Source organism: Stenotrophomonas sp. YJH_SMC_127, from assembly GCF_059372445.1.
The window spans coordinates 147,819-168,109 of the sequence record NZ_JCAFVO010000008.1; the positions used below are offsets into that span (position 1 = coordinate 147,819).

Genomic DNA, 20,291 nt, shown 5'->3' on the forward strand with positions numbered 1-20,291 from the left:
TCGTGTTGTCTGCGCGGGACGATCAGCGCGCCGGCGGGTCCGGCACGTAGCGGTTGGGGAACGCCTGCGGTTCGCGCGGCAGGCGCGAGGGCGAATCCACCAGAATGCCGCGCGCACGCAGGTTGCGGGCGCTGTCGTAGCGCAGCTGCAATACCTGTGCGGGGCTGCGGCTGGCGCGCTCGAAGTCGGTATCGCGCACCGAGGACTGCTCGCGCGCACCGTGGCCGGTACCCAGCGCTGGGGCCTGCGACTTGCTGGCGTAGCCTTCGATGCGGCTGGCATTGGCACTGGCACTGGCATCGGCCGCCGCTTCGGCCGCCGGGGCCGGCAGCGGCAGGCCACGGCGCAGGATCGGCTCGGGGCGCCAGCGACGTGCCTCTTCGAACACCGCCACGCCCACAACGCCGATGTTGTCCGGGCGGCCGGTGCGGCTGGCATAGCTGCCGCTGGGGCTGCTGAACACGAACTGCGCCACTTCGTCCTGGCTCTTGCGCCAGCCGGTGATGTCGGCGCGCTGGCCGGGGCTGAGCACGTAGCCGGTCTGCGAGGGATCGGCATCCTCGCCGGAGATGGCGTTGACGCCGTCCACAGACAGCACCACCAGCACCCGGCGCGGGCTGTCGTTGTACAGGCGCACGGCGTAGCGGTGGCCGCGCTCGCCGGCCACCCAGCGCTGGCCCTCGGCGGGGTAGCTGCGCAGTTCGGTGCCACGGTCGCGGTCGACCAGGGTCATGCGCACCGGGCCGCCTTCGTAGGCCGGTGGCGGAGGTGGCGCCGGGCGGAAGCCGGCCAGGGGCAGGATCAGCAGCAGGGGCAGCAGGCGTTTCATCGGGCGTCTCCAGCGGGGTTGGGTGAATGAACGCGCCGCAGGCCCTGACGGGGTTGGTGGCGTGCAAGGTAAACTGGCCCCGTTCATCGAAGGTTACCCCACGCAGTCATGACGACCCGAGTCCTTACCGGCATCACCCCCTCCGGCACGCCCCACCTGGGCAACTACGTTGGCGCCATCCGTCCGGCCATCGCCGCCAGCCGCGCGCCGGGGATCGAGAGCTTCTTCTTCCTGGCCGACCTGCACAGCCTGATCAAGTCGCAGGACCCGCAGCGCACCCAGCGCGCGACCTTGGAGATCGCGGCCAGCTGGCTGGCCTGCGGCCTGGACCCGGAACACGTGTGGTTCTACCGCCAGAGCGACATCCGCGAGACCACCGAGCTGATGTGGTTCCTGACCGCCATCGCCAGCAAGGGCATCCTCAACCGGGCGCACGCCTACAAGGCGGCAGTGGACAAGAACCGCGAGGAAGGCGTGGACGAGGACGCAGGCGTCAGCGCCGGCCTGTTCATGTACCCGGTGCTGATGGCCGCCGATATCCTGATCTTCAAGGCCAACCAGGTGCCGGTGGGCCGTGACCAGATCCAGCACATCGAGATGGCGCGCGATTTCGCCCAGCGCTTCAACCACGTGTACGGCAAGGAGTACTTCCCGCTGCCGGACGTGGTGATCGATGAGCAGGTGGCAACGCTGGCCGGCCTGGATGGCCGCAAGATGAGCAAGAGCTACCACAACACCATTCCGCTGTTCGTGCCGCGCGAGGAGCTGAAGAAGCTGGTGTTCTCGATCCTGACCGACTCGCGCGCACCGGGTGAGCCGAAGGACACCGAAGGCTCGGCGCTGTTCCAGATGTACCAGGCGTTCGCCACGCCGGAACAGACCGCAGAGTTCGCCAAGGCGTTCGCTGCCGGCATCAGCTGGGGCGACGCCAAGCAGCAGCTGTTCGAGCGCATCGACAGTGAACTGTCGCCGCTGCGCGAGCGCTACAACGCGCTGATGGCCGAGCCGGAGAAGATCGAAGCGCTGCTCAAGCGCCGTGGGCAGCAGCTGCGCGAGCAGTTGGCGGCACCGCTGCTGGAAGAACTGCGCCACGCCGTGGGCCTGCGCGACCTGTCCACGGCGGGCAACATCGCCAGCGAAGATGCCGGCGTGGCCCGCGTGGCGCCGCCGCAGTTCAAGCAGTACCGCGAGAAGGACGGCCGGTTCTACTTCAAGCTGACCGCCGGCGACGGCACGCTGCTGATCCAGAGCGAAGGCTTCGATTCGCCGCGTGATGCCGGCCAGCTGATTGCCGTGATCAAGCAGGCCGAGCAGGGCGACCAGCTGCAGAGCGAGCTGTTCAAGCTGGACGCCGAGGTGGACGCCGTGCTGGCCGCGCTGGCCGTGCTGCGCGAAGCGGCCTGATCGCCGGGCCTGCCTGCCCTTTGTAGAGTCGAGCCATGCTCGACTTTGCTCCGCCCCTGTAGAGCCGAGCCCGTGCTCGGCTGGGTAGCAAAGCAGCCGAGCATGGGCTCGGCTCTACAGGGAAGCCCCCCGCCGGCACGACCGTGGCACAGCACCCATGGCATGATGTCCACGCGCCGCCGGCGCGATGACATGGAGTCTGCGATGGCCTGGTTGTCGCTGCTGCTGTTCCTGCCCTGGTTCCTGCTGCTGGGCAGCCTGTACTGGCTGTTCCCGCGCCAGCCGCGTAGCGCGCGGCGGCGCCTGTTCGATGGCACCACCCTGGTACTGGCGTTCGCGCTGAGCATCGTGTCGATGCTGTGGGGCTACCGCATCGGCGTGGTGCAACCCGGCGCCGGCCCGATCTGGCCGCAGGTGCTGGCGGTGCTGTACGCCTACGGCGCGTTCCTGGCGGTGCTGGTGCTGGCGTTGCTGCTGCGACCGCGCTGGCTGGACCGGTAGTGCCGGCCGCTGGCCGGCAACTGCATTCAACGGGCTGCGCCGAGGTTTGCCGGCCAGCGGCCGGCACTACCCGACCAAAGCCGCATCGAACCCGGGCCGCCTGCGCGCCTACCATGGGCGTCTGTTCCCGATCCTGCCAGGTGCGTGCCGATGACCGCCGACCCCAGCATCCACACCATCGATACCGGCTTCCAGCGCCCGGACTTCGACGCGGCTTACCTGATCGTTGAAAACGGCCGCGCCGCGTTTGTCGACTGCGGCACCGGCCTGTCGGTGCCGGCGATGCTGCAGGCGCTGGCGGATGCCGGCCTGGGCGTGGAAGCGGTGGACTGGTTGCTGCTCACGCACGTGCACCTGGACCACGCCGGCGGCGCCGGCCTGCTGATGCAGCAGCTGCCCAACGCAAAGGCGGTGCTGCACCCGCGCGGTGCGCCGCACATGATCGACCCGACCCGGCTGATCGCCGGTGCCACGGCGGTGTATGGCGCCGACGAGATCGCGCGCAGCTATGGCCGCATCGAGGCGATTCCGGAGTCGCGCGTGGTGGTGGCCGAAGACGGCCACCGCATCCATCTGGCCGGCCGCGAGCTGGTGCTGCTGCACACGCCGGGTCACGCGCTGCACCATTATTGCGTGTGGGATGCGCGCAGCCGCAGCTGGTTCACCGGCGATACCTTCGGTATCTCCTACCGCGAGCTGGACAGCGCGCAGGGCGCTTTCATCTTCCCGACCTCCTCGCCGGTGCAGTTCGACCCGGAGGCGATGAAGGCCTCGATCCAGCGCATGCTGGGCTACGGCCCGCAGGCGATGTACCTGACCCACTACGGTCGTGTGGAACAGGTGGAGAAACTGGCCGGCGACCTGTTCGAGCAGATCGATGCGATGGCTGCCATTGGCCGCCAGTGCGACGGTCGACCGGACCGCCATCGTTGCCTGTTGGCCGCGTTGCAGGCGCTGTATCTGGAACGTGCACAGCTGCATGGCTGTGCGCTGGACGATGCGGCAGTGACCACCGTGCTGGCGATGGATATCGAGCTCAATGCACAGGGCCTGGCCTGCTGGCTGGATCGCATCAGCAGGTAGATCCACGCCCTGCGTGGATGACGCGGGCCCAAGCCGCGCCGTGATGTCACGACCACGTTACACTCTGGTGACTTCCAAGCTAGCCGTGGTACTGCCGTGAATCCGATGCGCGTGTTGCTGCTGTCGTCCTGCCTGTTCGTCGGTGGCCTTGCCCATGCGGCCAACGACCTGCCGGGTGGCGGCATCGATCCGCAGGCGCTGTCGCGCCATGTGCGCGTTCTGGCGTCGGATGAATTCGAGGGCCGCGCGCCGGCCACCGAGGGTGAAGAGCGCACGGTGCAGTACCTGATCGAGCAGTTCCGCAGCTACGGCCTGCAGCCCGGCGGCGTGGATGGCAGCTGGGTGCAGCCGGTCCCGTTGGTGCGCGCGCAGCTGGACGGCCCGGCCAAGGCCAGCCTGTCGCTGAAGCAGGGCAAGCGTGCGCTGGCCAATGGCGTGGACGTGACCCTGCAGAGCCTGCAGCCGCGCAAGCGCGTGCAGATCAGGAATGCGCCGCTGGTGTTCGTCGGCTATGGCATCGATGCGCCGGAACGCCAGTGGAACGACTACAAGGACGTGGACCTGCACGGCAAGATCGCCGTGGTGCTGATCAACGATGCCGATTTCGAGGCCGATGCGCCGGGCGCGTTTGACGGCAAGGCGGTGACCTACTACGGCCGCTGGACCTACAAGTTCGAGGAAGCCGCACGCCGTGGTGCCGAAGGCGTGCTGATCGTGCACGAGACCGCGCCGGCCGCCTACGGCTGGGCCACAGTGAAGAGCTCGGGCACATCGCCGCTGTTCGACATCGAGCGCGGCCAGGACGAGGCGATGGCGCAGCACACGCCGCTGCGTGGCTGGATGCAGCGCGAGCTGGCCGAGGCGATTTTCGCCGACGCCGGCCTCGACTTCGATGCCGAGAAGCGCAAGGCGATGCGCGCCGACTTCCGTCCTGTGGCACTGGACAACGCCAAGCTGAGCGTGGACTTCGCGCTGAAGCGCGAGCAGGTGGTGACCCGCAACGTGGTGGCCAAGCTGCCCGGTGGCGAGCATGGCGACGAGGCGGTGATCTTCTCTGCGCACTGGGATGCGTTCGGCATCGGCCAGCCCGACGCCAAGGGGGACCGCATCCGCCGCGGTGCGATCGACAACGCCACCGGCGTGGCCACGGTGCTGGAACTGGGCCGGGTGTTCGCCGCCGGCCCGCAGCCGCAGCGCACGCTGTACTTCGTGGCGCTGACCGCCGAAGAGAAGGGCCTGCTGGGCGCCAGCTACTACGCCGCGCACCCGCTGGCGCCGCTGGACAAGACCGCCGCGGTGCTGAACATCGAAATGTTCAGCCCGGATGGCCCGACCCGCGACATCGCGTCGTGGGGCAAGGGCCGGGTCTCGCTGGAAGGCGACCTGGAACGCGTGGCCAAGGCCCGCGGCCGCAGCTACAGCCCGGACCCGAACCTGGAAGCGGGCTTCTTCTACCGCGCTGACCACTTCGCCTTCGCCCGCCTGGGCGTGCCGGCAATCACCATCGGCCCGGGCCTGGACAAGCTGGACGGTGGGGTTGAAGCTGGCCGCGCGCTGCGCGAGAAGTACTTCGCCGATTGCTACCACCAGGCCTGCGATGCCTGGACGCCGCGCTGGGACCCGAGCGGCCACGCTGCCGATACCCTGCTGGTCTACGATCTGGGCGCGGAGCTGGCCAACAGCCGCCGCTGGCCGACGTGGGAAAAGGAATCGGAGTTCCGCGGCGCGCGCGACAAGAGCGAAGCGGCCCGCCGCTGAGGTAGTGCCGGCCGCTGGCCGGCAACTCGCTGCTCTTCCCGGAGGTTCATGAGGTTGCCGGCCAGCGGCCGGCACGACCGAAAGAATGTGGAGGTGTCGGCCAGCGGGCGGCACGACCGGGTGTTCGTCAGCGCCGGCGCAGCAGCTTCCACGCGCCCCAGCCGCTGGCGGCGAGCGCTGCCAGATAGCACGCCACCATCGTGCGCAGGCCGACCAGCGATCCGCCGTTGACGCCGCGATGCAGGCGCAGTTGCAGCGAGCTGTGGCCGCTGCCCAGGTCCACTGCCAGCTGCAGCGCCAGTGCGGCGCAGAACAGCAGCAGGGCGATCCCGAAGCCGATGCGTGGCCATGCGGCCTGTGCGCTGGGGCGGCGCAGCAGCCAGGCCAGTGCCGTGGCTGCGGCCAGCGTCACCGCGATCCACATCAGTGGAGGAGCGGGAGACGCAGCGGCCACCGGCATTGCACCGGTGGCCGCGATCAGGGCAACGCGCTTACTTGCGGGTGCCGTCGAGCCAGTTCGGGCCCTTGTTGGTGAGGAAGAACACATAGACCACCAACGATACCGCGATCGTGGCAGTCACGTAGAGGGCGAACCAATCGACGTGGCCGGTCTTCAGCGCGCCCTGGTACAGCAGCGGGGCGGTGCCGCCGAACAGCGAGTTGGCCAGCGCATAGCCCAGGCCCACGCCCAGTGCACGCACATGGGTGGGGAACAGTTCGGCCTTTACCACCGCATTGATGGAGGTGTAGCCGGTGAGGATGACGAACGCCAGCGCCAGGGTCAGGAAGGCCAGGGTGGCGTCATGCTGGTGCGGCAGCTGGGTGATCAGGTACCAGCTGTACAGCACGCCGCCGACGCCGAAGAACACCAGCAGGGTCTTGCGGCCGATGATGTCCGACAGCCAGCCACCGACCGGCTGCAGCACCATCAGGAAGGCCAGCACGCCCAGGTTGATCAGGGTGCCGGTCATCGGATCGTTGCCGGCGAAGGCGCTCTGGATCATCTTCGGGCCGTTCACCGAGTAGGTGTAGAAGGCCACGGTGCCGCCGGCGGTGATCAGGAAGCACAGCAGCAGCGGTCGCCACTGGTGCACGAACAGCTCGTACATCGAACCGGACTTCTGCGCCTTGCCCTCGCGCGCGGCCTCGATGGACGACTCCGACAGCGACTCGTCCATGCCACGGCGCAGCCAGAACACCACCACCGCGGCGATGCCGCCGATGCCGAAGGCGATGCGCCAGCCCCACTCGGAGATTTCCGGCTTGCCCCAGAAGGTCAGCATCAGCAGCAGGGTCAGCTGGGCCAGCACGTGGCCGCCAACCAGGGTGACGTAGTGGAAGGACGACAGGAAGCCGCGGCGGCCGGGAATGGCGGCTTCGGACATGTAGGTGGCGCTGGCGCCGTACTCGCCACCGGTGGCGAAGCCCTGCAGCAGCCGTGCGAACAGCAGGATGACCGCGGCCCAGATGCCGATGCTGGCGGCGGTGGGGGTGATGGCGATCAGGAACGAGCACAGCGCCATCAACGTGACCGAGACGGTCAGCGCCAGGCGGCGGCCATGGCGGTCGGCGAAGCGGCCGAAGAACCAGGCGCCGATCGGGCGCATCAGGAAGGTCGCGGCGAAGATCGCCCACACGTACATCGTGGAGTTCTTGTCGTCGGGCGAGAAGAACTGCGATTCGAAGTACACGGCGAACACCGAGTACACGTAGACGTCGTACCACTCCACCAGGTTGCCGGCGGAGCCTTTGAGGGTGTTGGAGATCGACCGCCGCAGGGCGGCGCGGTCGTTCGCGGGGACAGCAGGTTGGGGCGTGGTGCTCATCTGGGTGGGAATCCTCGATGCGGCGCGTCCGTGCGCAGGGAAAACGGCGCCCGGCCTTGGGGCGGCGCGGCCGGGCAGCCCTCTTGGTACTGCATCGACCGTCAACACGGGGTAGCAGACCAGAGCAGGGTTCATGGATGGATGACAGCGTGCCACCGCATGGGGTCCCGGACCATACTCAAAACGTCCTAGAATCCGCCTTCCCCCGGCTCCCTGGTGTGTCATGTCGGCTCCCCCCTCTTCGTCTGCGGCTGCCCCCCGGGGTGGCCTTGTCGCGCTGGCACTGCTGCTGGTCTACGTGGTCTGGGGCTCGACCTACCTGGGCATCGCCAAGGCCCTGCACGGCGGCGCACTGCCGCTGACGATGGTCTCCGGCAGCCGCTTCATCATTGCCGGCGGCCTGATGTTCCTGGCGCTGCGCCTGTTCTGGAAACTGCCGAACCCGACCCTGCGGCAATGGCGCAACCTGGTCATCATGGGCGTGACCATGCTGGTGCTGGGCAACGGCATGGTGGTGCTGGCCGAGCGCGAGGTCTCCTCGGGCCTCGCCGCCACCGCGGTGGCCTCGGTGCCGCTGTGGATGGCACTGTTCTCGGCACTGCGCGGCCAGCACGCCAGCCGCGGTGAGTGGCTGGGCATCGCCATCGGCTTCCTCGGTGTGGTCTGGCTCAATGCCGGCAGCAGCCTGACCGCCTCGCCGACCGGGCTGGTGCTGCTGCTGATCGCGCCGATCGGCTGGGCGTTCGGTTCGGTGTGGGCACGCGGGCTGGACCTGCCGGGCCCGTTCATGACCGCGGCCGGGCAGATGATCTGCGGTGGCGCGCTGCTGGTGCTGATCGGCCTGGCGGTCGGCGAGCGCCCGAGCACGCTGCCCGATACCGGTGGCCTGCTGGCGATGGCCTACCTGTGCGTGTTCGGCTCCATCGTCGCGTTCACTGCCTACGTGTGGCTGCTGCAGAACGTGCGCCCGGCGCTGGCCGGCAGCTATGCGTACGTCAATCCGGTGATCGCGGTGCTGCTCGGCGCGCTGCTCAACGGTGAGCGCTTCGGCTGGCGCGACCTGCTGGCGATGGCGGTGATTCTCCTGGGTGTGGTGGTACTGACGATGGCAAGGACGCGAAAGAGATGAGCATGGACGAGAAAGAACAGCGCCGGGGCCTGCTGGTCACCGCGTCCACCTTCGTGATCTGGGGCCTGGTGCCGGTGTACTGGCACCTGCTCAACGAGGTGCCTTCGTTCCAGATCATCGCCCACCGCATCATCTGGAGCACCGTGCTGGTGCTGGGCTGGCTGCTGATCAGCTCGCGCCTGGGCTGGTGGCAGAAGATCGCCGCGCAGCCGCGCGCGCTGCCGATCCTGCTGGTGTCGAGCCTGACCATCGCCTTCAACTGGGGCCTGTACATCTGGGCGGTCAACGCCGGCCATGTCATCGAGACCAGCCTGGGCTACTTCATCAACCCGCTGGTGAACGTGCTGCTGGGCGTGCTGGTGCTGAAGGAACGCCTGCGCCGCCTGCAATGGGTGGCGGTGGCGATGGCGGCGGTGGGCGTGGCCTGGCTGACCATCGACGCCGGCACACCGCCGTGGATCGCGCTCGGCCTGGCTTGTTCGTTCGGCCTGTATGGGCTGTTGCGCAAGCTGGTCTCGGTCGACCCGGTGGCCGGCCTGGGCGTGGAAAGCATGTACCTGTTCCTGCCGGCGCTGGCCTTCGCGATCTGGGCGGAAAACGGCCATGGCGGTGCGTTCTTCCATGGCTGGGGCTGGCGCAACGACCTGCTGCTGATCTTCGGTGGCGCAGTCACCGCCGTACCGCTGATCGGCTTTGCCTACGGAGTGAAGCGCATTCCGCTGTCGCTGGTCGGCATCCTGCAGTACATCGCACCGAGCCTGCAGCTGCTGCTGGGCGTGTTCTTCTTCCACGAAGCGTTCGATACCGCCAAGGCGATCGGCTTTGCCGCGATCTGGGCCGGCCTGATCCTGTTCGTCGGCGACAACATCCGCACGATGCGCGCCAAGCGCTAGCGCCGGCGGGGCTGCGGGGTCGGATCCCTCCGCAACGCGGAGGGCTCTGACCCTGTTCTATCCGTCGCCTGGGGTCAGAGCCCTTCGCAGGGCGAAGGGATCCGACCCGCTTCCACCCAAAAAAGAACGGCGCCCCGAGGGGCGCCGTTCTGCTTCCGTCCACGGCCAGGAGAGAGGGATGGCCGTGGCGGGAACGCGGTTGCAGGCTTAGAAGCGCTGCTGGTACTTCATGTACATGAAGCGGCCGATGTCGAAGCCACCGTAGTAGGTGAAGCTGCTGTTCGGCTGGCTGTACATGATCGGACCCTGGTGGTTGAACACGTTGTTCACGCCCAGCGACACGGTGCCATCCCACGGCAGGCTGTAACGCACCTGCAGGTCGTGGAAGGTGTTGGAGCCCACCTTGTTGGTCGGCGACGCGCTGGTGTACGACGAGTTGAAGCCCGGCAGGTTGCACTCATCCATGTACGAGCACTTCTCCTTCATGCTGGAGTAGTAGCGCGCGGTCCAGCCGATGCCGAGGTCGCCGTACTGCCAATCCAGGTTGAAGGTGGAGCGCACGCGGAAGTCGCCGGCCCAACCGGTACGCTGTTCCACCGGGGTGGTGGCGGCGCTGTCGTTGCGCTGCTCCAGGTAGTCGGTGTAGGTGGTGTTCCAGTTGACGGCGAACTTGCCGAACGCGGTTTCCGGCAGGCGGTAGCGCACGTTGATGTCATAGCCGGCGGTTTCGCGGTAGCCCGCGTTGACCAGCGAGCGGTCCAGCGAGTTGACCTGGCCGTTGCTGCCACGGGTGAAGCGGCCGCAGGCGGCATCCGAACCCTGCACGTAGCACTGTTCCAGGATGTTGGTGGCCGACTCACCGACGATGGCGTTGTCGATGCGGATCTTCCACCAGTCCAGGCTGACGTCCAGGCCCTGCACGAAGTCCGGGCTGTAGACCAGGCCGACGGTCCAGGTCTTGGCGGTTTCCGGCTTCAGGCCCGGGTTGGAACCCGAGCTGAAATCGGTGGTGGCCTGCTGGCCGGGCTTGGTGGCCACGCTGCCATCGCTGTTGAGCTGGCGGAAGTTGGCCGGCACCTTCAGCGCCTGGCAGCGGGCAGCGACGGTCGGGCTGGTGGCGGCGGTACCGAAGGAGGTATCGCACGGATCGGTGAACGAGTCGCGGCTGCTGACGGTGCCGCCGTACAGGTCATCCACGGTCGGCGCACGGAAGCCGGTGCCGTAGGTGGCGCGCACCAGCAGGCTGTCGATCGGCTTCCACTTCAGGCCGAACTTGCTGTTGGTGGTCGAACCGAAGTTGTTGTAGTCCGAGTAGCGGCCGGCCATGTCCAGCGACAGTTCGCGGGCGAACGGCAGGTCGGCCAGCAGCGGCACCTGCAGCTCCAGGTAGACCTCGTTGAGCGAGTAGTTGCCGCGGGTCGGCTGGCCGCTGGTGCCGGCGATCTCGCCCTTCTGCACCATCGTGTCCGGAGTGTAGCTGGCTTCTTCGCTGCGGTGCTCGAAGCCCATCGCGGCCAGGATGTCGCCGGCCGGCAGGGTGAGCAGCGAGCCGGAGATGTTGCCGCTGGCGACCTTGGTGGTGCTCTGCATCTTGTCGACGAAGCGGGTGAACAGGTAGTCCTGCACGTCCTGGTTGCTCAGCGAGCCGGGGCCGGTGTAACCCATCGGGGCGGCCGGGTTCCACGGCACGCAGCCGGCGATCACCGCGCCCGGCGCACCGCAGCGGGCCACGTTGCCGTCCATGAAGGACGGGCCGACGGCCAGGTTGACGTGCGGCTGGTACATGCTGCCGGTACCGATGCGCTCGCCTTCGTTGCGGTTGTACATGTAGTTGACGTTCCAGTCCCAGTACCGCGAACCGGTTTCGAAGCTGCCTTCCAGACCAATGCTGGCGCGCTTGGTTTCCAGGTTGTTCTCGGTGCCGCGCGGCAGTTCCTCGGTACGGTGCGCGAACAGCGCATCCTGGCCCCACAGGTTGAACGCGCTGTCCTTGGACAGGGCGGCACGGCTGCCATTGCGGGCCTGTGCGGCGCTGACCGAGTACGGGTAACCGGCCAGGTGCTTGGTCGACTCGCGCTTGCTGTACAACGCGTCGGCGACGATGCGCAGGTTGTCGGTGATCGAGAAGCCACCGTTGGCGAACACCGAGGTGCGTTCCAGGCCTGTCAGCAGGCTCATGTTCGACTTGGTGTTTGCACCATCAGCCGGGTCCGGCGCATGGAAATTGCCGGCCTTGCCCGGGTCGCCGCCCGGGCCCACCGTCAGGTTCTTGCCACCGACGGTGACGTAGCCCCACGGGGTGTTGCCATTGAGGCCATCGTTGGGGTGGCGCGGGCCGTTGGTGTAACGGCTGAACGCGCGGTCCTTGCCCAGCACCTCATCTTCCTTGGTGCGCTCGGCACCCACGCTGAACCAGCCGCGCTCGAAGGTCTTGCCGAAGGTCGCGCTGTAGGCGCGCTTCTGGCCGTCACCCTGGCCGTACTGGCCGGCATAGACGCTGGCTTCGCCACCATCGAAATTCTTGCGGGTGATGATGTTGACCACGCCGGCGATGGCATCGGAGCCGTACAGCGCGGAGGCGCCGTCGGTCAGCACTTCCACGCGCTCGACGATGGACGACGGGATCGAGGCCAGGTCGGAGTAACCGCCGGCGCTGACGCCCATGCGGCGGCCGTCGATCAGCACCAGGCTGCGTTCCGGGCCCAGGTTGCGCAGGCTGACGTACATGCCGCCGAAGTCGCGCGAGGAGGTCAGCGACGAGGCGCGGCTCATGCTCGGCGCACCGGCGGCAGGAATGTCCTGCAGGATGTCAGCGACGTTGACGTAGCCCTTCTTCTCGATCTCGGCGCGGTTGAGCGCGACCACCGGCTGTGCGGTTTCGACACTGGCCTGGCGGATGCGCGAGCCGGTGATTTCGATGCGGTCGAGGTTGGTCGGGGTATCGCCGGCGCTCTGTGCGAAGGCGGGGGTGGTGCAACTGGCGGCCAGCGCGATGACGATCGCGTTGCGCAGCGGATTGGTTTTCAGGGACATCCGTGAAATCTCGTGTTTCAGTAAAAACAAGCGCCCGTTCTATGGGCGCGTGGGGTGCTGCAAACCAACGTGGGGGGGCGCGATTCTAGAATGTTTCCATTCGTAACTGTTTGTCTCGGCGCCGCTGGACGTGCGCGAAAATGAATCGCAACCAACAATCCACAGATGCGCTGTGCGCAGCGTCACGCGCGCTGCGTTTGCGATGGGCAGAGGCATCGATAGCGGCACGAAGCTGGCACGCTTGAGTGGTTGCGACAACGCGTCGCAGTACGCGCTTGTATGCAGGCGCGCAGCCGTTGTGATGCACCTGCCCGCATGAAATGCTCTTCGCCTTGTCATCGAAGGCAGGAGAGGAAGGAATGATCCAGCTTGAAGAAGCACGCCGTCGCGTGGAGGCTGCACTTGCCAGCGACGATGAGCCGGTTGCCATCACGCATGAGCACGAAGTGGTCGAAGGCTGGCTGTTCTGCTTCCAGTCGCTGCGCTACCTGCAATCCGGCGAAATCTCGGATGCATTGGCCGGCAATGGGCCGATCTTCGTCGACCGGCACACAGGCGAGCAGCACGCGCTGGGCACGGCGTATCCGCCCGAGGAGGTCCTTCGCCAGCATCTGGCCGCGCGCGGCCCCGCCGTCTGATGCTGCGGCGGCGGATTTCTGAGTTCGGCAACGTGAAAGGGACGGAGCCTTCGCTCCGTCCCCTTGCGTGATGCGCAGTCCACCGCTGCGCGATGCTCAGGTTTCGCGCAGCGCCGTGGTGATCGGCAAACGTGCCGCGCGCAGGGCCGGGAACAGGCCGCCGACCAGGCCGATGCCCAGTGCCCATTTCAGGCCGGTCCACAGCAGTTCCGGCGACACATGGAACTTGAACACCACTGCGCTGAAGTTGCTGCCGATGGTGGACACGCTGTAGCCATTGAACAGCAGCCACGCCACCGCACAGCCGAGCAGGCCACCGAGCAGCGCCAGCAGCATCGTCTCCAGCATCACTGCCGTCACCACCGGCAGGCCGCGGAAGCCGATCGCACGCATGGTGGCGATTTCGCGGGCGCGCGTGGCGACGGCCGCATACATGGTGTTGAGCGCGCCAAACACCGCACCGACCGCCATGATCGTGCCGATCACCTTGCCAAGGATGTCGATCAACTTGGTCAGCCCGCCGCCCTGCTTGCTGTAGTACACGCGGGTGGTTTCCACGTCCAGTTTCAGGCGCGGGTCGGCGGCGACGGCGGCCTTGAACTGATCGAAGCCTGCCTTGCCCTCGGTGCGCACGCTGATCGACTGCCAGGCGCTGCGCTGGTAGGTGGTGGCCAGCGTATCGGCGTCGGTCCACAGTTCCGAATCATGCGCATCGCCGGTGGCGAACACACCCACCACGGTCCAGGTCTGGTTGCCCAGGGTCAGTGTCCTGCCCACCTCCATGTCGCGGAACTGGCCCTTGGCGCCCTGGCCGACCACGATCTCGCGCAGGCCAGTGGCGAACTTGCGCCCCTCGACGATCCTGACCTTGTCATGCACCGCCCATGCCTGCGGGCCCACGCCGCGGAACTGCGCGTTGACGTCGGTGCCATCGGACTTCGACACCAGGTTGACCACCTGCGACAGCTCCGGCGACAGCAGCGGCCGGCCCTGCGCATCGCGGCTGATGCCGGGCAGGGTGGACAGCATCGGTACCTGCTCGCGGGTGATCACCGAGTTGGTCTCGGCCTGCGAGCCACCGCGCAGCACGATGGCAGTGGTGTCATCGCCGGTGTTGTTGAGCGTGGCCTGGAAGCCTTCGCCCATCGCCAGCATTGCCACCAGCACGCCGACCACGCCGGCGATGCCGACCACGATCACCGAGGACGCGCCCCAGCGCTGCGGCAGGCTGGCCACGCCGATACGGGTGGCGGCCAGCGCCAGTCGCCCCCCGCGGGTCAGCAGAAGCCACAGGGCCACCAGCACGGTCACGGCCAGCACGCCGGTCCACGGCAGGCTGATCCACAGCACCAGGCCGACCGCCAGCAGCAGCACCGTCACGCCGTTGCCCAGCCACTTCTTGAGTTTGCTCTTGAACATGTCTGTGTTCTCCTCAGCGACCGGCCAGTGCGTCGACGATCTTCAGGCGCTTGGCACGCAGCGCCGGCAACAGGCCGACGATGATGCCGATCACCACGATCAGGCCCAGCCCCATCAGCCAGGTTGGCGTCGGCACGTGCGGCGGCAGCATGCCCATGCTCTTCGGGCCGATGGCCGGCAGGATCAGGGCGGCCAGGCCCATGCCGATCAGGCCGCCCAGGCCGATCAGCAGCACCGATTCCACCATCACCAGGGTCAGCACGGTGCTGTCCTTGAAGCCCAGCGTCTTCAGCGTGGCCAGCTCCGGCACGCGCTCGCGCACGGCCTGCGCCATGGTGTTGCCGGTCAACAGCAGCAGGGTGAAGAACACCGCGCCCATGATCGAGGTGACGATCATGCCGATATCCGCGAACTGCTTGACGAAGGCCTGCTGGAACGCCGATTCGGTCTGGGTCTTGGTCTCGTGGTCGGAGTTGGCCGAGATCGCGTCGATCGCCTGCGCCACCCGCGAAGAGTGGTCCGGGTTGTCCAGCGTTACCGTGTACCAGCTCACCTGGTTCTTGATGTAGTCGTTGGATTCATCGAAGTACTTCCAGTTCATCATCAACTGGCGTTCTTCGTTGGCGGCCAGCGCACGGTCCTTGGAACGGTAGATGCCCTTGAGCACCAGCGGCCAGTCGTTGCTGCCGCCACGCGGGAAGATCGTGGCCTGCAGCGGGATGGTGTCGCCGATCTTCCAGCCGAACTGCTTGGCCAGGGTTTCGCCGACGATGGCGCCGGTACGGGTCTGCTTCCAGTCTTCCAGCTGTGCCGGGTCGATCTGCAGCTCGCGGTAGACATCGAAGTAGTTGGGGGACACCGAGAAGTTCGGGAAGAAGTTCTTCGGGTCCTGGTAGATGCCGCCGAACCACATGCCATAGGCCACGTCGCGCACGCCGGCCACCTGCCGCACCTGGGCTTCCAGGCGGATCGGCAGCGACTGGGTGATCGACAGCCGCGATGCGACCACCAGGCGGTTGGCGCCTTCCACGCTGCCGCCGGAGGTGAATGCCACGCGCACCGAATCGAGCATGCCGAACAGCAGGAACGCGGCCACCACGGAGAGCAGGGTCAGCAACGTGCGGGTACGGCTGCGGAACAGCTGCGCCCACACCAACGAGAAGTATTTCATCGCCGTGGCCTCCGTCAGTGGGCCAGCGGCGCGTCGGCCAGCTCGCCCTTGTCCAGGTGCACCGTGTGCGTGGCGTACTCGGCGGCCTTCGGGTCATGGGTGACCATGATGATGGTCTTGCCATGCTCCCGGTTGAGCTGCTGCAGCAGGCCGAGGATCTCCTCGGCGGACTGGCGGTCGAGGTCGCCGGTCGGTTCGTCGCAGATCAGGAAGGTCGGGTCGGAGACGATCGCCCGGGCGATTGCCACGCGCTGCTGCTGGCCGCCGGACAGTTCATTCGGGCGGTGGCTGCGGCGGTCGGCCAGGCCGACCAGGGTCAGCGCGATCTCGGCGTTGCGGCGGCGCTGCGCCGCATTGAGGTGGGTCAGCAGCAGCGGCAGTTCCACGTTCTTCTGCGCGGTCAGCATCGGCATCAGGTTGTAGAACTGGAACACGAAGCCGACGTGGTGGCTGCGCCAGGTCGACAGCTGGCCGCCGCTCATCTGGTCGATGCGCTCGCCCTCGATGCTGATCTCGCCGCCGCTGGGGTTGTCCAGGCCGCCGATCAGGTTGAGCAGGGTGGTCTTGCCCGAGCCGGACGGGCCCATCAGCGCGACGAAGTCGCCGCTGGCGATGTCCAGGTCGATGCCGTGCAGCACCTGCACTTTCTCGGGGCCACGCTGGTAGGTCTTGGTGATGTTGCGCAGTGAAACCAGGGTCGACATGGGTGGTTCTCCACGGAAGGCGGGAAACGGGGAAGCGCCACGGCAGGGGCCGCAGGCGTGCGTCGAGCGGTGCTGCCGGCGGCGCCCGTGGGCGCCAGGCCGCTACTGCGCTTGTTTCTGTTGCACCTTGGCGCCATCGCGCAGGCTGTCCGGCGGGTTCAGCACCACCGATTCACCTGCGCTCACGCCCTTGAGGATCTGGCGGTCCTTGCCCATCGCCTGGCCGGCCTCGACCGTGCGCTGCTGCACGCGGCTTTCGTCACCCAGCACGAAGGCAACCGAGGCGCCCTCGCGCTGGACCACGGCGCCCGCCGGCACGCGCACGCCCTGCGGTTTGGCGGCCGCCTGCGGCTGCGCCTGCTCCAGGAAGCTGACGCGCACGCCCATCTCCGGCACGATGCGCGGGTCCTTCACCTTCAGCGCCACGCGCACCTTCACCGTGGCCTTGCCGCGGTCGGCGGTGGGGATGATGGCGATCACCTCGCCCGGAATCTTCCACTCCGGATAGGCGTTGAGCGTGGCTTCGACCGGCATCTTCGGCTGCACGCGGCCGATGAAGGCCTCGCCGACCTCGACTTCGATCTCCAGCGAGTCCATGTCGACGATGGTGCCGATGCCGGTACGGGTGAACCCACCGCCCGCCGACAGCGGCGAGACGATTTCGCCGGGCTGCGCGGCCTTGGCAGTGACCACGCCGGAGAACGGCGCGCGCACGATGTTGTTGTCCACGCCCAGATCGGCGATGGCCAGCTGGTCGTTGGCCACCTTGACGTTGCGCTGTGCGGTGTCCAGCTGTGCACGCAGGCTGTCACGCTGGGCCACCGCCTGGTCGTACTGCGAGCGCGACACCAGCTGCTGGCCGACCAGTGCCTGCAGGCGGCTGGCTTCAGCGGCCGCCTGCCTCTGCTGCGCTTCCAGCCCGGCCACCTGGCTGCGTGCGGCCTGCAGCTGCGAGGCATACAGGCTGCGCTGCGCGTCGGCATCGATCGGGTCCAGCGTGGCCATGATCTGGCCCTGTTCCACGCGCATGCCTTCCTCGATCATCACCTCGCGCACCTTGCCGGTGATCTTGGCCGATACCGTGGCCATGCGCCGGGCGACCACGTAGCCACTGGCATCGAGCACCGAACTGCTGGCGCTGCCCTGCTGGATGGCCACGGCGGGGGCGGTTTCCACGTCCACTGCCGGCGTACGCCCGAACAGGGCGAAGCCGACAGCGGCCAGCAACAACACGACCACGATGATCGCGATCCACAGCCAGCGGCGGCCACCGCCACTGCCGCCGGAGGCGGGCGGCGGCGATTTGCGGTCGATACGGAGTTCCTTCAACAGCTCGGCAGAAGCGTTCATTCGGTCCATCACAGGCGTTTGGGCGGGTGTGGCCGGAAGGGCGGACGGCGGCGGTTCCGGCGGTGGAGCGTGCGGCACAGCATGCAGGCAGGCACAGCGATGACGGCAGTGACAGCTGTCACCCGATGACACTGACGGCGGCAACTGCGAAACGTGACCACGGCGGCACAGGATGGCAACGTCCCCGCTACCGGTACCGCCCATGGATCCGATCACCCCGTCGCTGGCCCGCCACAGCCGCGCCGCCAAGCGTACCGTGATCCGCGCTCGGTTGCGCCGGTGCCGCCCGGCCGGTGGTGGCGCCTGCGCGCAGGCGGCTGAACTGGCATGATCGGCGGCGATCGTCCCCGCCTGGAACCGCCCGTGCCGTCGACATGGCTTGCCTCGCTGCTGCGCCCCGCGCCGGACTCGGCGGTGGCCGATACGCTGCGCCGGGGAAAATCGCCCTGGAGCGAGGCAGTCCACCTGCTGTGGTCGGTGTGGATCTTCCTGACGCCCTTGCTTGGCCACGGCTTCACCCTGCGCTGGCTGCTGCTGACGCTGGCCAGCTATCCGGTGTTCCTGCTGCTGTACGCCAAGGTGATGGTGGCGCCGCGCCATCACGCTCCGCGCTATGCGCTGGGCCTGATCGCGATGTCGCTGGTGCTGCTGCCCTGGTATCCGTCCGGGCTGACCTACTTCGTGTTCGGCTGCGTGCTGCTGCGGGTGAGCGGACGCGGTGGCTGGTGGCAGTATCTGCTGCAGCTCACTGGCCTGAACCTTCTGTTCTGCAGCCTCGCGCTGCTGTTCCAGTACCCGTGGCAGAGCCTGGTCTGGATCCCGGCCGTGTCCTACATCGTGGGGCTGGTCGTGAACGTGGAAGCGCTCAACCAGCAGAAGGATGCGGCACTGCAGCTGTCGCAGGACGAGGTGCGGCGGCTGGCGGCCACTGCCGAGCGCGAACGCATCGGCCGCGACCTGCATGATCTGCTCGGCCACACCCTGTCGCTGATCACATTGAAGCTGGAGCTGGCGCGCAAGCTGCACGACCGCGGCGACGCGCGCGCGCGGCTGGAGATCGGCGAGGCCGAGGCCATCGCCCGCGAAGCGCTGGCACAGGTGCGCAGCGCGGTTACCGGCATCCGCGCCAGCGACCTGGCCGGTGAGCTGGCATCGGCGCGGCTGCTGCTGGAATGCCAGCAGGTCCACCTTCAATACGCACCACCACCGGCGATGCCGGTGGATGTCGAACGCGGGCTGGCGCTGGTGCTGCGCGAGGCCGCAACCAATATCGTGCGCCATGCACAGGCGACACAGGCACGGGTGGAGTTCATGCTGGAGGGACGCATGCTGGCGATGCAGATCCGCGACGATGGCCGTGGCGGCGTGCAGGCCGAGGGCAACGGGCTGAGCGGCATGCGCGAACGCGTGGCCGCCCTGGGGGGCAGCCTGCAGGTACAGTCCGCAAAGGGCGAGGGCACGCGACTGACCGTGCGCGTGCCACTGGCTGCCGCGACCACACCGTTGCCGCCGGGAGCGCCGCCGTCGCTGGCACAGGACGGTGCCGCATGATCCGCATCCTGCTGGCCGAGGATCAGGCGATGGTGCGCGGTGCACTGTCGGCGTTGCTGGGCCTGGAGCCGGATATCGAGGTGCTGGGCAGCGCCGCCGATGGCGAAACCGCGTGGCGGATGCTGCAGCAGCTGCAACCGGACATCCTGGTCACCGACATCGAGATGCCCGGCCTGTCCGGGCTCGAGCTTGCCCAGCGCATCGCGCGCCACGAGCTGCCGATCAAGGTGGTGATCGTGACCACCTTCGCCCGCGCCGGCTTCCTGCGCCGCGCGCTGGAAGCCGGCGTGCTGGGCTACCTGCTGAAGGATGCACCGGCCGAGAACCTGGCCGATGCCCTGCGCAAGGTGAAACAGGGCATCCGCGCGATCGACCCGCAGCTGGCACTGGATGCGTGGTCGCAGGCCGATCCGCTGACCGACCGCGAGCGCCGCGTACTGCGGCTGGCGGGCGAGGGCCGCACCGCCAGCGAGATCGCCGAGCAGCTGGGGTTGTCGCACGGTACGGTGCGCAATTACCTGTCCGAGTGCATCGGCAAGCTGGGCGTGGCCAACCGGATCGAGGCGTACCGGCTGGCGCGGCAGAAGGGGTGGTTGTAGGGGCGTCCTGCTGTTCCCAATGATGTCGTTTCCGCGACCGCGGGTGGGTGTCACTTTCTTTGCTCGTGCAAAGAAAGTAACCAAAGAAACACGCCGCCAGAGCGCGAGCCGTCGCTACGCGACGGTTCCCTGCGCTTCTCGGCGAATCAGGGGACGGCGCCGAACTCGCTGCGCTCAGACACCGGCGCCTCTTCGCCCCTGATTCCCCTGCGATGCTCGGCTCGCTCAAGGCGGACCCAACGTCAAAAGCCACAGCTGCACCCAGTAGCAACTGTCTTGTCAGGGGCAGCCGAGGGCCACCTCGGCGTCCCGCTTACGGGCGTTTAGGATCACCAGCATTTTGCGCATGACCGCCACGAGCGCCACCTTGCTCGCTTTGCCTTTGGCCTTCAGGCCAGCGTAA

General features: G+C 67.6%; 18 protein-coding genes and 1 pseudogene. 10 read left to right on the forward strand and 9 right to left on the reverse strand.

Going from position 1 to position 20,291, the window contains the following annotated elements:
* Positions 1 to 22 precede the first annotated feature (22 nt).
* A complete protein-coding gene (locus tag AC5QAB_RS17180; protein ID WP_142235561.1) occupies positions 23 to 829 on the reverse strand; it encodes a hypothetical protein in 807 nt (268 codons plus the stop codon).
* A gap of 108 nt (positions 830 to 937) precedes the next feature.
* On the opposite strand from AC5QAB_RS17180, the gene AC5QAB_RS17185 reads away from it, so the two are divergent.
* The 4 genes from AC5QAB_RS17185 to AC5QAB_RS17200 all read left to right on the forward strand — a co-directional run bounded on the left by AC5QAB_RS17185 (position 938) and on the right by AC5QAB_RS17200 (position 5,575).
* Positions 938 to 2,233: a tryptophan--tRNA ligase gene (locus AC5QAB_RS17185; protein ID WP_014645631.1), complete on the forward strand. Its 1,296-nt coding sequence runs from the start codon at positions 938 to 940 to the stop codon at positions 2,231 to 2,233.
* 204 nt (positions 2,234 to 2,437) lie between these two features.
* Positions 2,438 to 2,734 carry a hypothetical protein gene (locus AC5QAB_RS17190; protein WP_014645632.1) on the forward strand — a complete coding sequence of 99 codons (297 nt, stop codon included), beginning with the start codon at positions 2,438 to 2,440 and terminating at the stop codon, positions 2,732 to 2,734.
* 150 nt (positions 2,735 to 2,884) lie between these two features.
* Positions 2,885 to 3,817: an MBL fold metallo-hydrolase gene (locus AC5QAB_RS17195; RefSeq protein WP_197562204.1), complete on the forward strand. Its 933-nt coding sequence runs from the start codon at positions 2,885 to 2,887 to the stop codon at positions 3,815 to 3,817.
* Positions 3,818 to 3,922: 105 nt separating this feature from the next.
* Complete coding sequence (locus AC5QAB_RS17200) at positions 3,923 to 5,575, forward strand: M28 family metallopeptidase (protein WP_014645634.1); 1,653 nt, start codon at positions 3,923 to 3,925, stop codon at positions 5,573 to 5,575.
* A gap of 127 nt (positions 5,576 to 5,702) precedes the next feature.
* On the opposite strand, the gene AC5QAB_RS17205 is transcribed toward AC5QAB_RS17200, so the two are convergent.
* Complete coding sequence (locus tag AC5QAB_RS17205) at positions 5,703 to 5,999, reverse strand: hypothetical protein (RefSeq protein WP_014645635.1); 297 nt, start codon at positions 5,997 to 5,999, stop codon at positions 5,703 to 5,705.
* A gap of 67 nt (positions 6,000 to 6,066) precedes the next feature.
* On the reverse strand, positions 6,067 to 7,401 hold the full coding sequence (locus tag AC5QAB_RS17210; RefSeq protein ID WP_014645636.1) for an MFS transporter: 1,335 nt from the start codon (positions 7,399 to 7,401) through the stop codon (positions 6,067 to 6,069).
* Positions 7,402 to 7,624: 223 nt separating this feature from the next.
* Between AC5QAB_RS17210 and yedA the strand changes: the two genes are divergently transcribed.
* Both yedA and rarD read left to right on the forward strand, forming a co-directional pair.
* On the forward strand, positions 7,625 to 8,530 hold the full coding sequence (yedA, locus tag AC5QAB_RS17215) for a drug/metabolite exporter YedA (RefSeq protein WP_032956239.1): 906 nt from the start codon (positions 7,625 to 7,627) through the stop codon (positions 8,528 to 8,530).
* Entirely contained in the window at positions 8,527 to 9,423 is an 897-nt protein-coding gene (rarD, locus tag AC5QAB_RS17220; RefSeq protein WP_014645638.1) for an EamA family transporter RarD, read from the forward strand. The genes yedA and rarD overlap by 4 nt, the downstream gene beginning before the upstream one ends.
* A 207-nt stretch (positions 9,424 to 9,630) precedes the next feature.
* Here the strand turns inward: rarD and AC5QAB_RS17225 are convergent, their stop codons facing one another.
* Complete coding sequence (locus AC5QAB_RS17225; protein WP_197561947.1) at positions 9,631 to 12,456, reverse strand: TonB-dependent receptor domain-containing protein; 2,826 nt, start codon at positions 12,454 to 12,456, stop codon at positions 9,631 to 9,633.
* Positions 12,457 to 12,815: 359 nt separating this feature from the next.
* On the opposite strand from AC5QAB_RS17225, the gene AC5QAB_RS17230 reads away from it, so the two are divergent.
* Entirely contained in the window at positions 12,816 to 13,094 is a 279-nt protein-coding gene (locus AC5QAB_RS17230) for a YrhB domain-containing protein (protein ID WP_019661820.1), read from the forward strand.
* 96 nt (positions 13,095 to 13,190) lie between these two features.
* Here AC5QAB_RS17230 and AC5QAB_RS17235 read toward each other — a convergent pair whose 3' ends face one another.
* From AC5QAB_RS17235 to AC5QAB_RS17250, 4 genes are all read right to left on the reverse strand, one after another.
* Positions 13,191 to 14,513 carry an ABC transporter permease gene (locus tag AC5QAB_RS17235; RefSeq protein ID WP_032956233.1) on the reverse strand — a complete coding sequence of 441 codons (1,323 nt, stop codon included), beginning with the start codon at positions 14,511 to 14,513 and terminating at the stop codon, positions 13,191 to 13,193.
* Between the two features lie 13 nt (positions 14,514 to 14,526).
* A complete protein-coding gene (locus tag AC5QAB_RS17240; RefSeq protein WP_014035671.1) occupies positions 14,527 to 15,684 on the reverse strand; it encodes an ABC transporter permease in 1,158 nt (385 codons plus the stop codon).
* Positions 15,685 to 15,698: 14 nt separating this feature from the next.
* A complete protein-coding gene (locus AC5QAB_RS17245) occupies positions 15,699 to 16,388 on the reverse strand; it encodes an ABC transporter ATP-binding protein (RefSeq protein ID WP_004137569.1) in 690 nt (229 codons plus the stop codon).
* Between the two features lie 102 nt (positions 16,389 to 16,490).
* Complete coding sequence (locus AC5QAB_RS17250) at positions 16,491 to 17,738, reverse strand: efflux RND transporter periplasmic adaptor subunit (RefSeq protein ID WP_053495704.1); 1,248 nt, start codon at positions 17,736 to 17,738, stop codon at positions 16,491 to 16,493.
* A 202-nt stretch (positions 17,739 to 17,940) separates the two neighbouring features.
* Between AC5QAB_RS17250 and AC5QAB_RS17255 the strand changes: the two genes are divergently transcribed.
* From AC5QAB_RS17255 to AC5QAB_RS17265, 3 genes are read left to right on the forward strand one after another with little or no spacing between them, the layout of a single operon-like run.
* Positions 17,941 to 18,069, forward strand: a complete 129-nt coding sequence (locus AC5QAB_RS17255) for a hypothetical protein (RefSeq protein ID WP_257473236.1) — start codon at positions 17,941 to 17,943, stop codon at positions 18,067 to 18,069.
* A complete protein-coding gene (locus tag AC5QAB_RS17260; RefSeq protein ID WP_032956229.1) occupies positions 18,066 to 19,289 on the forward strand; it encodes a sensor histidine kinase in 1,224 nt (407 codons plus the stop codon). Before AC5QAB_RS17255 ends, AC5QAB_RS17260 begins: the two co-directional genes overlap by 4 nt.
* Positions 19,286 to 19,888: a response regulator transcription factor gene (locus AC5QAB_RS17265; protein ID WP_014645643.1), complete on the forward strand. Its 603-nt coding sequence runs from the start codon at positions 19,286 to 19,288 to the stop codon at positions 19,886 to 19,888. The genes AC5QAB_RS17260 and AC5QAB_RS17265 overlap by 4 nt, the downstream gene beginning before the upstream one ends.
* A 279-nt stretch (positions 19,889 to 20,167) precedes the next feature.
* Here the strand turns inward: AC5QAB_RS17265 and AC5QAB_RS17270 are convergent.
* Positions 20,168 to 20,291: pseudogene (locus AC5QAB_RS17270) on the reverse strand (IS110 family transposase); the annotation flags it as partial.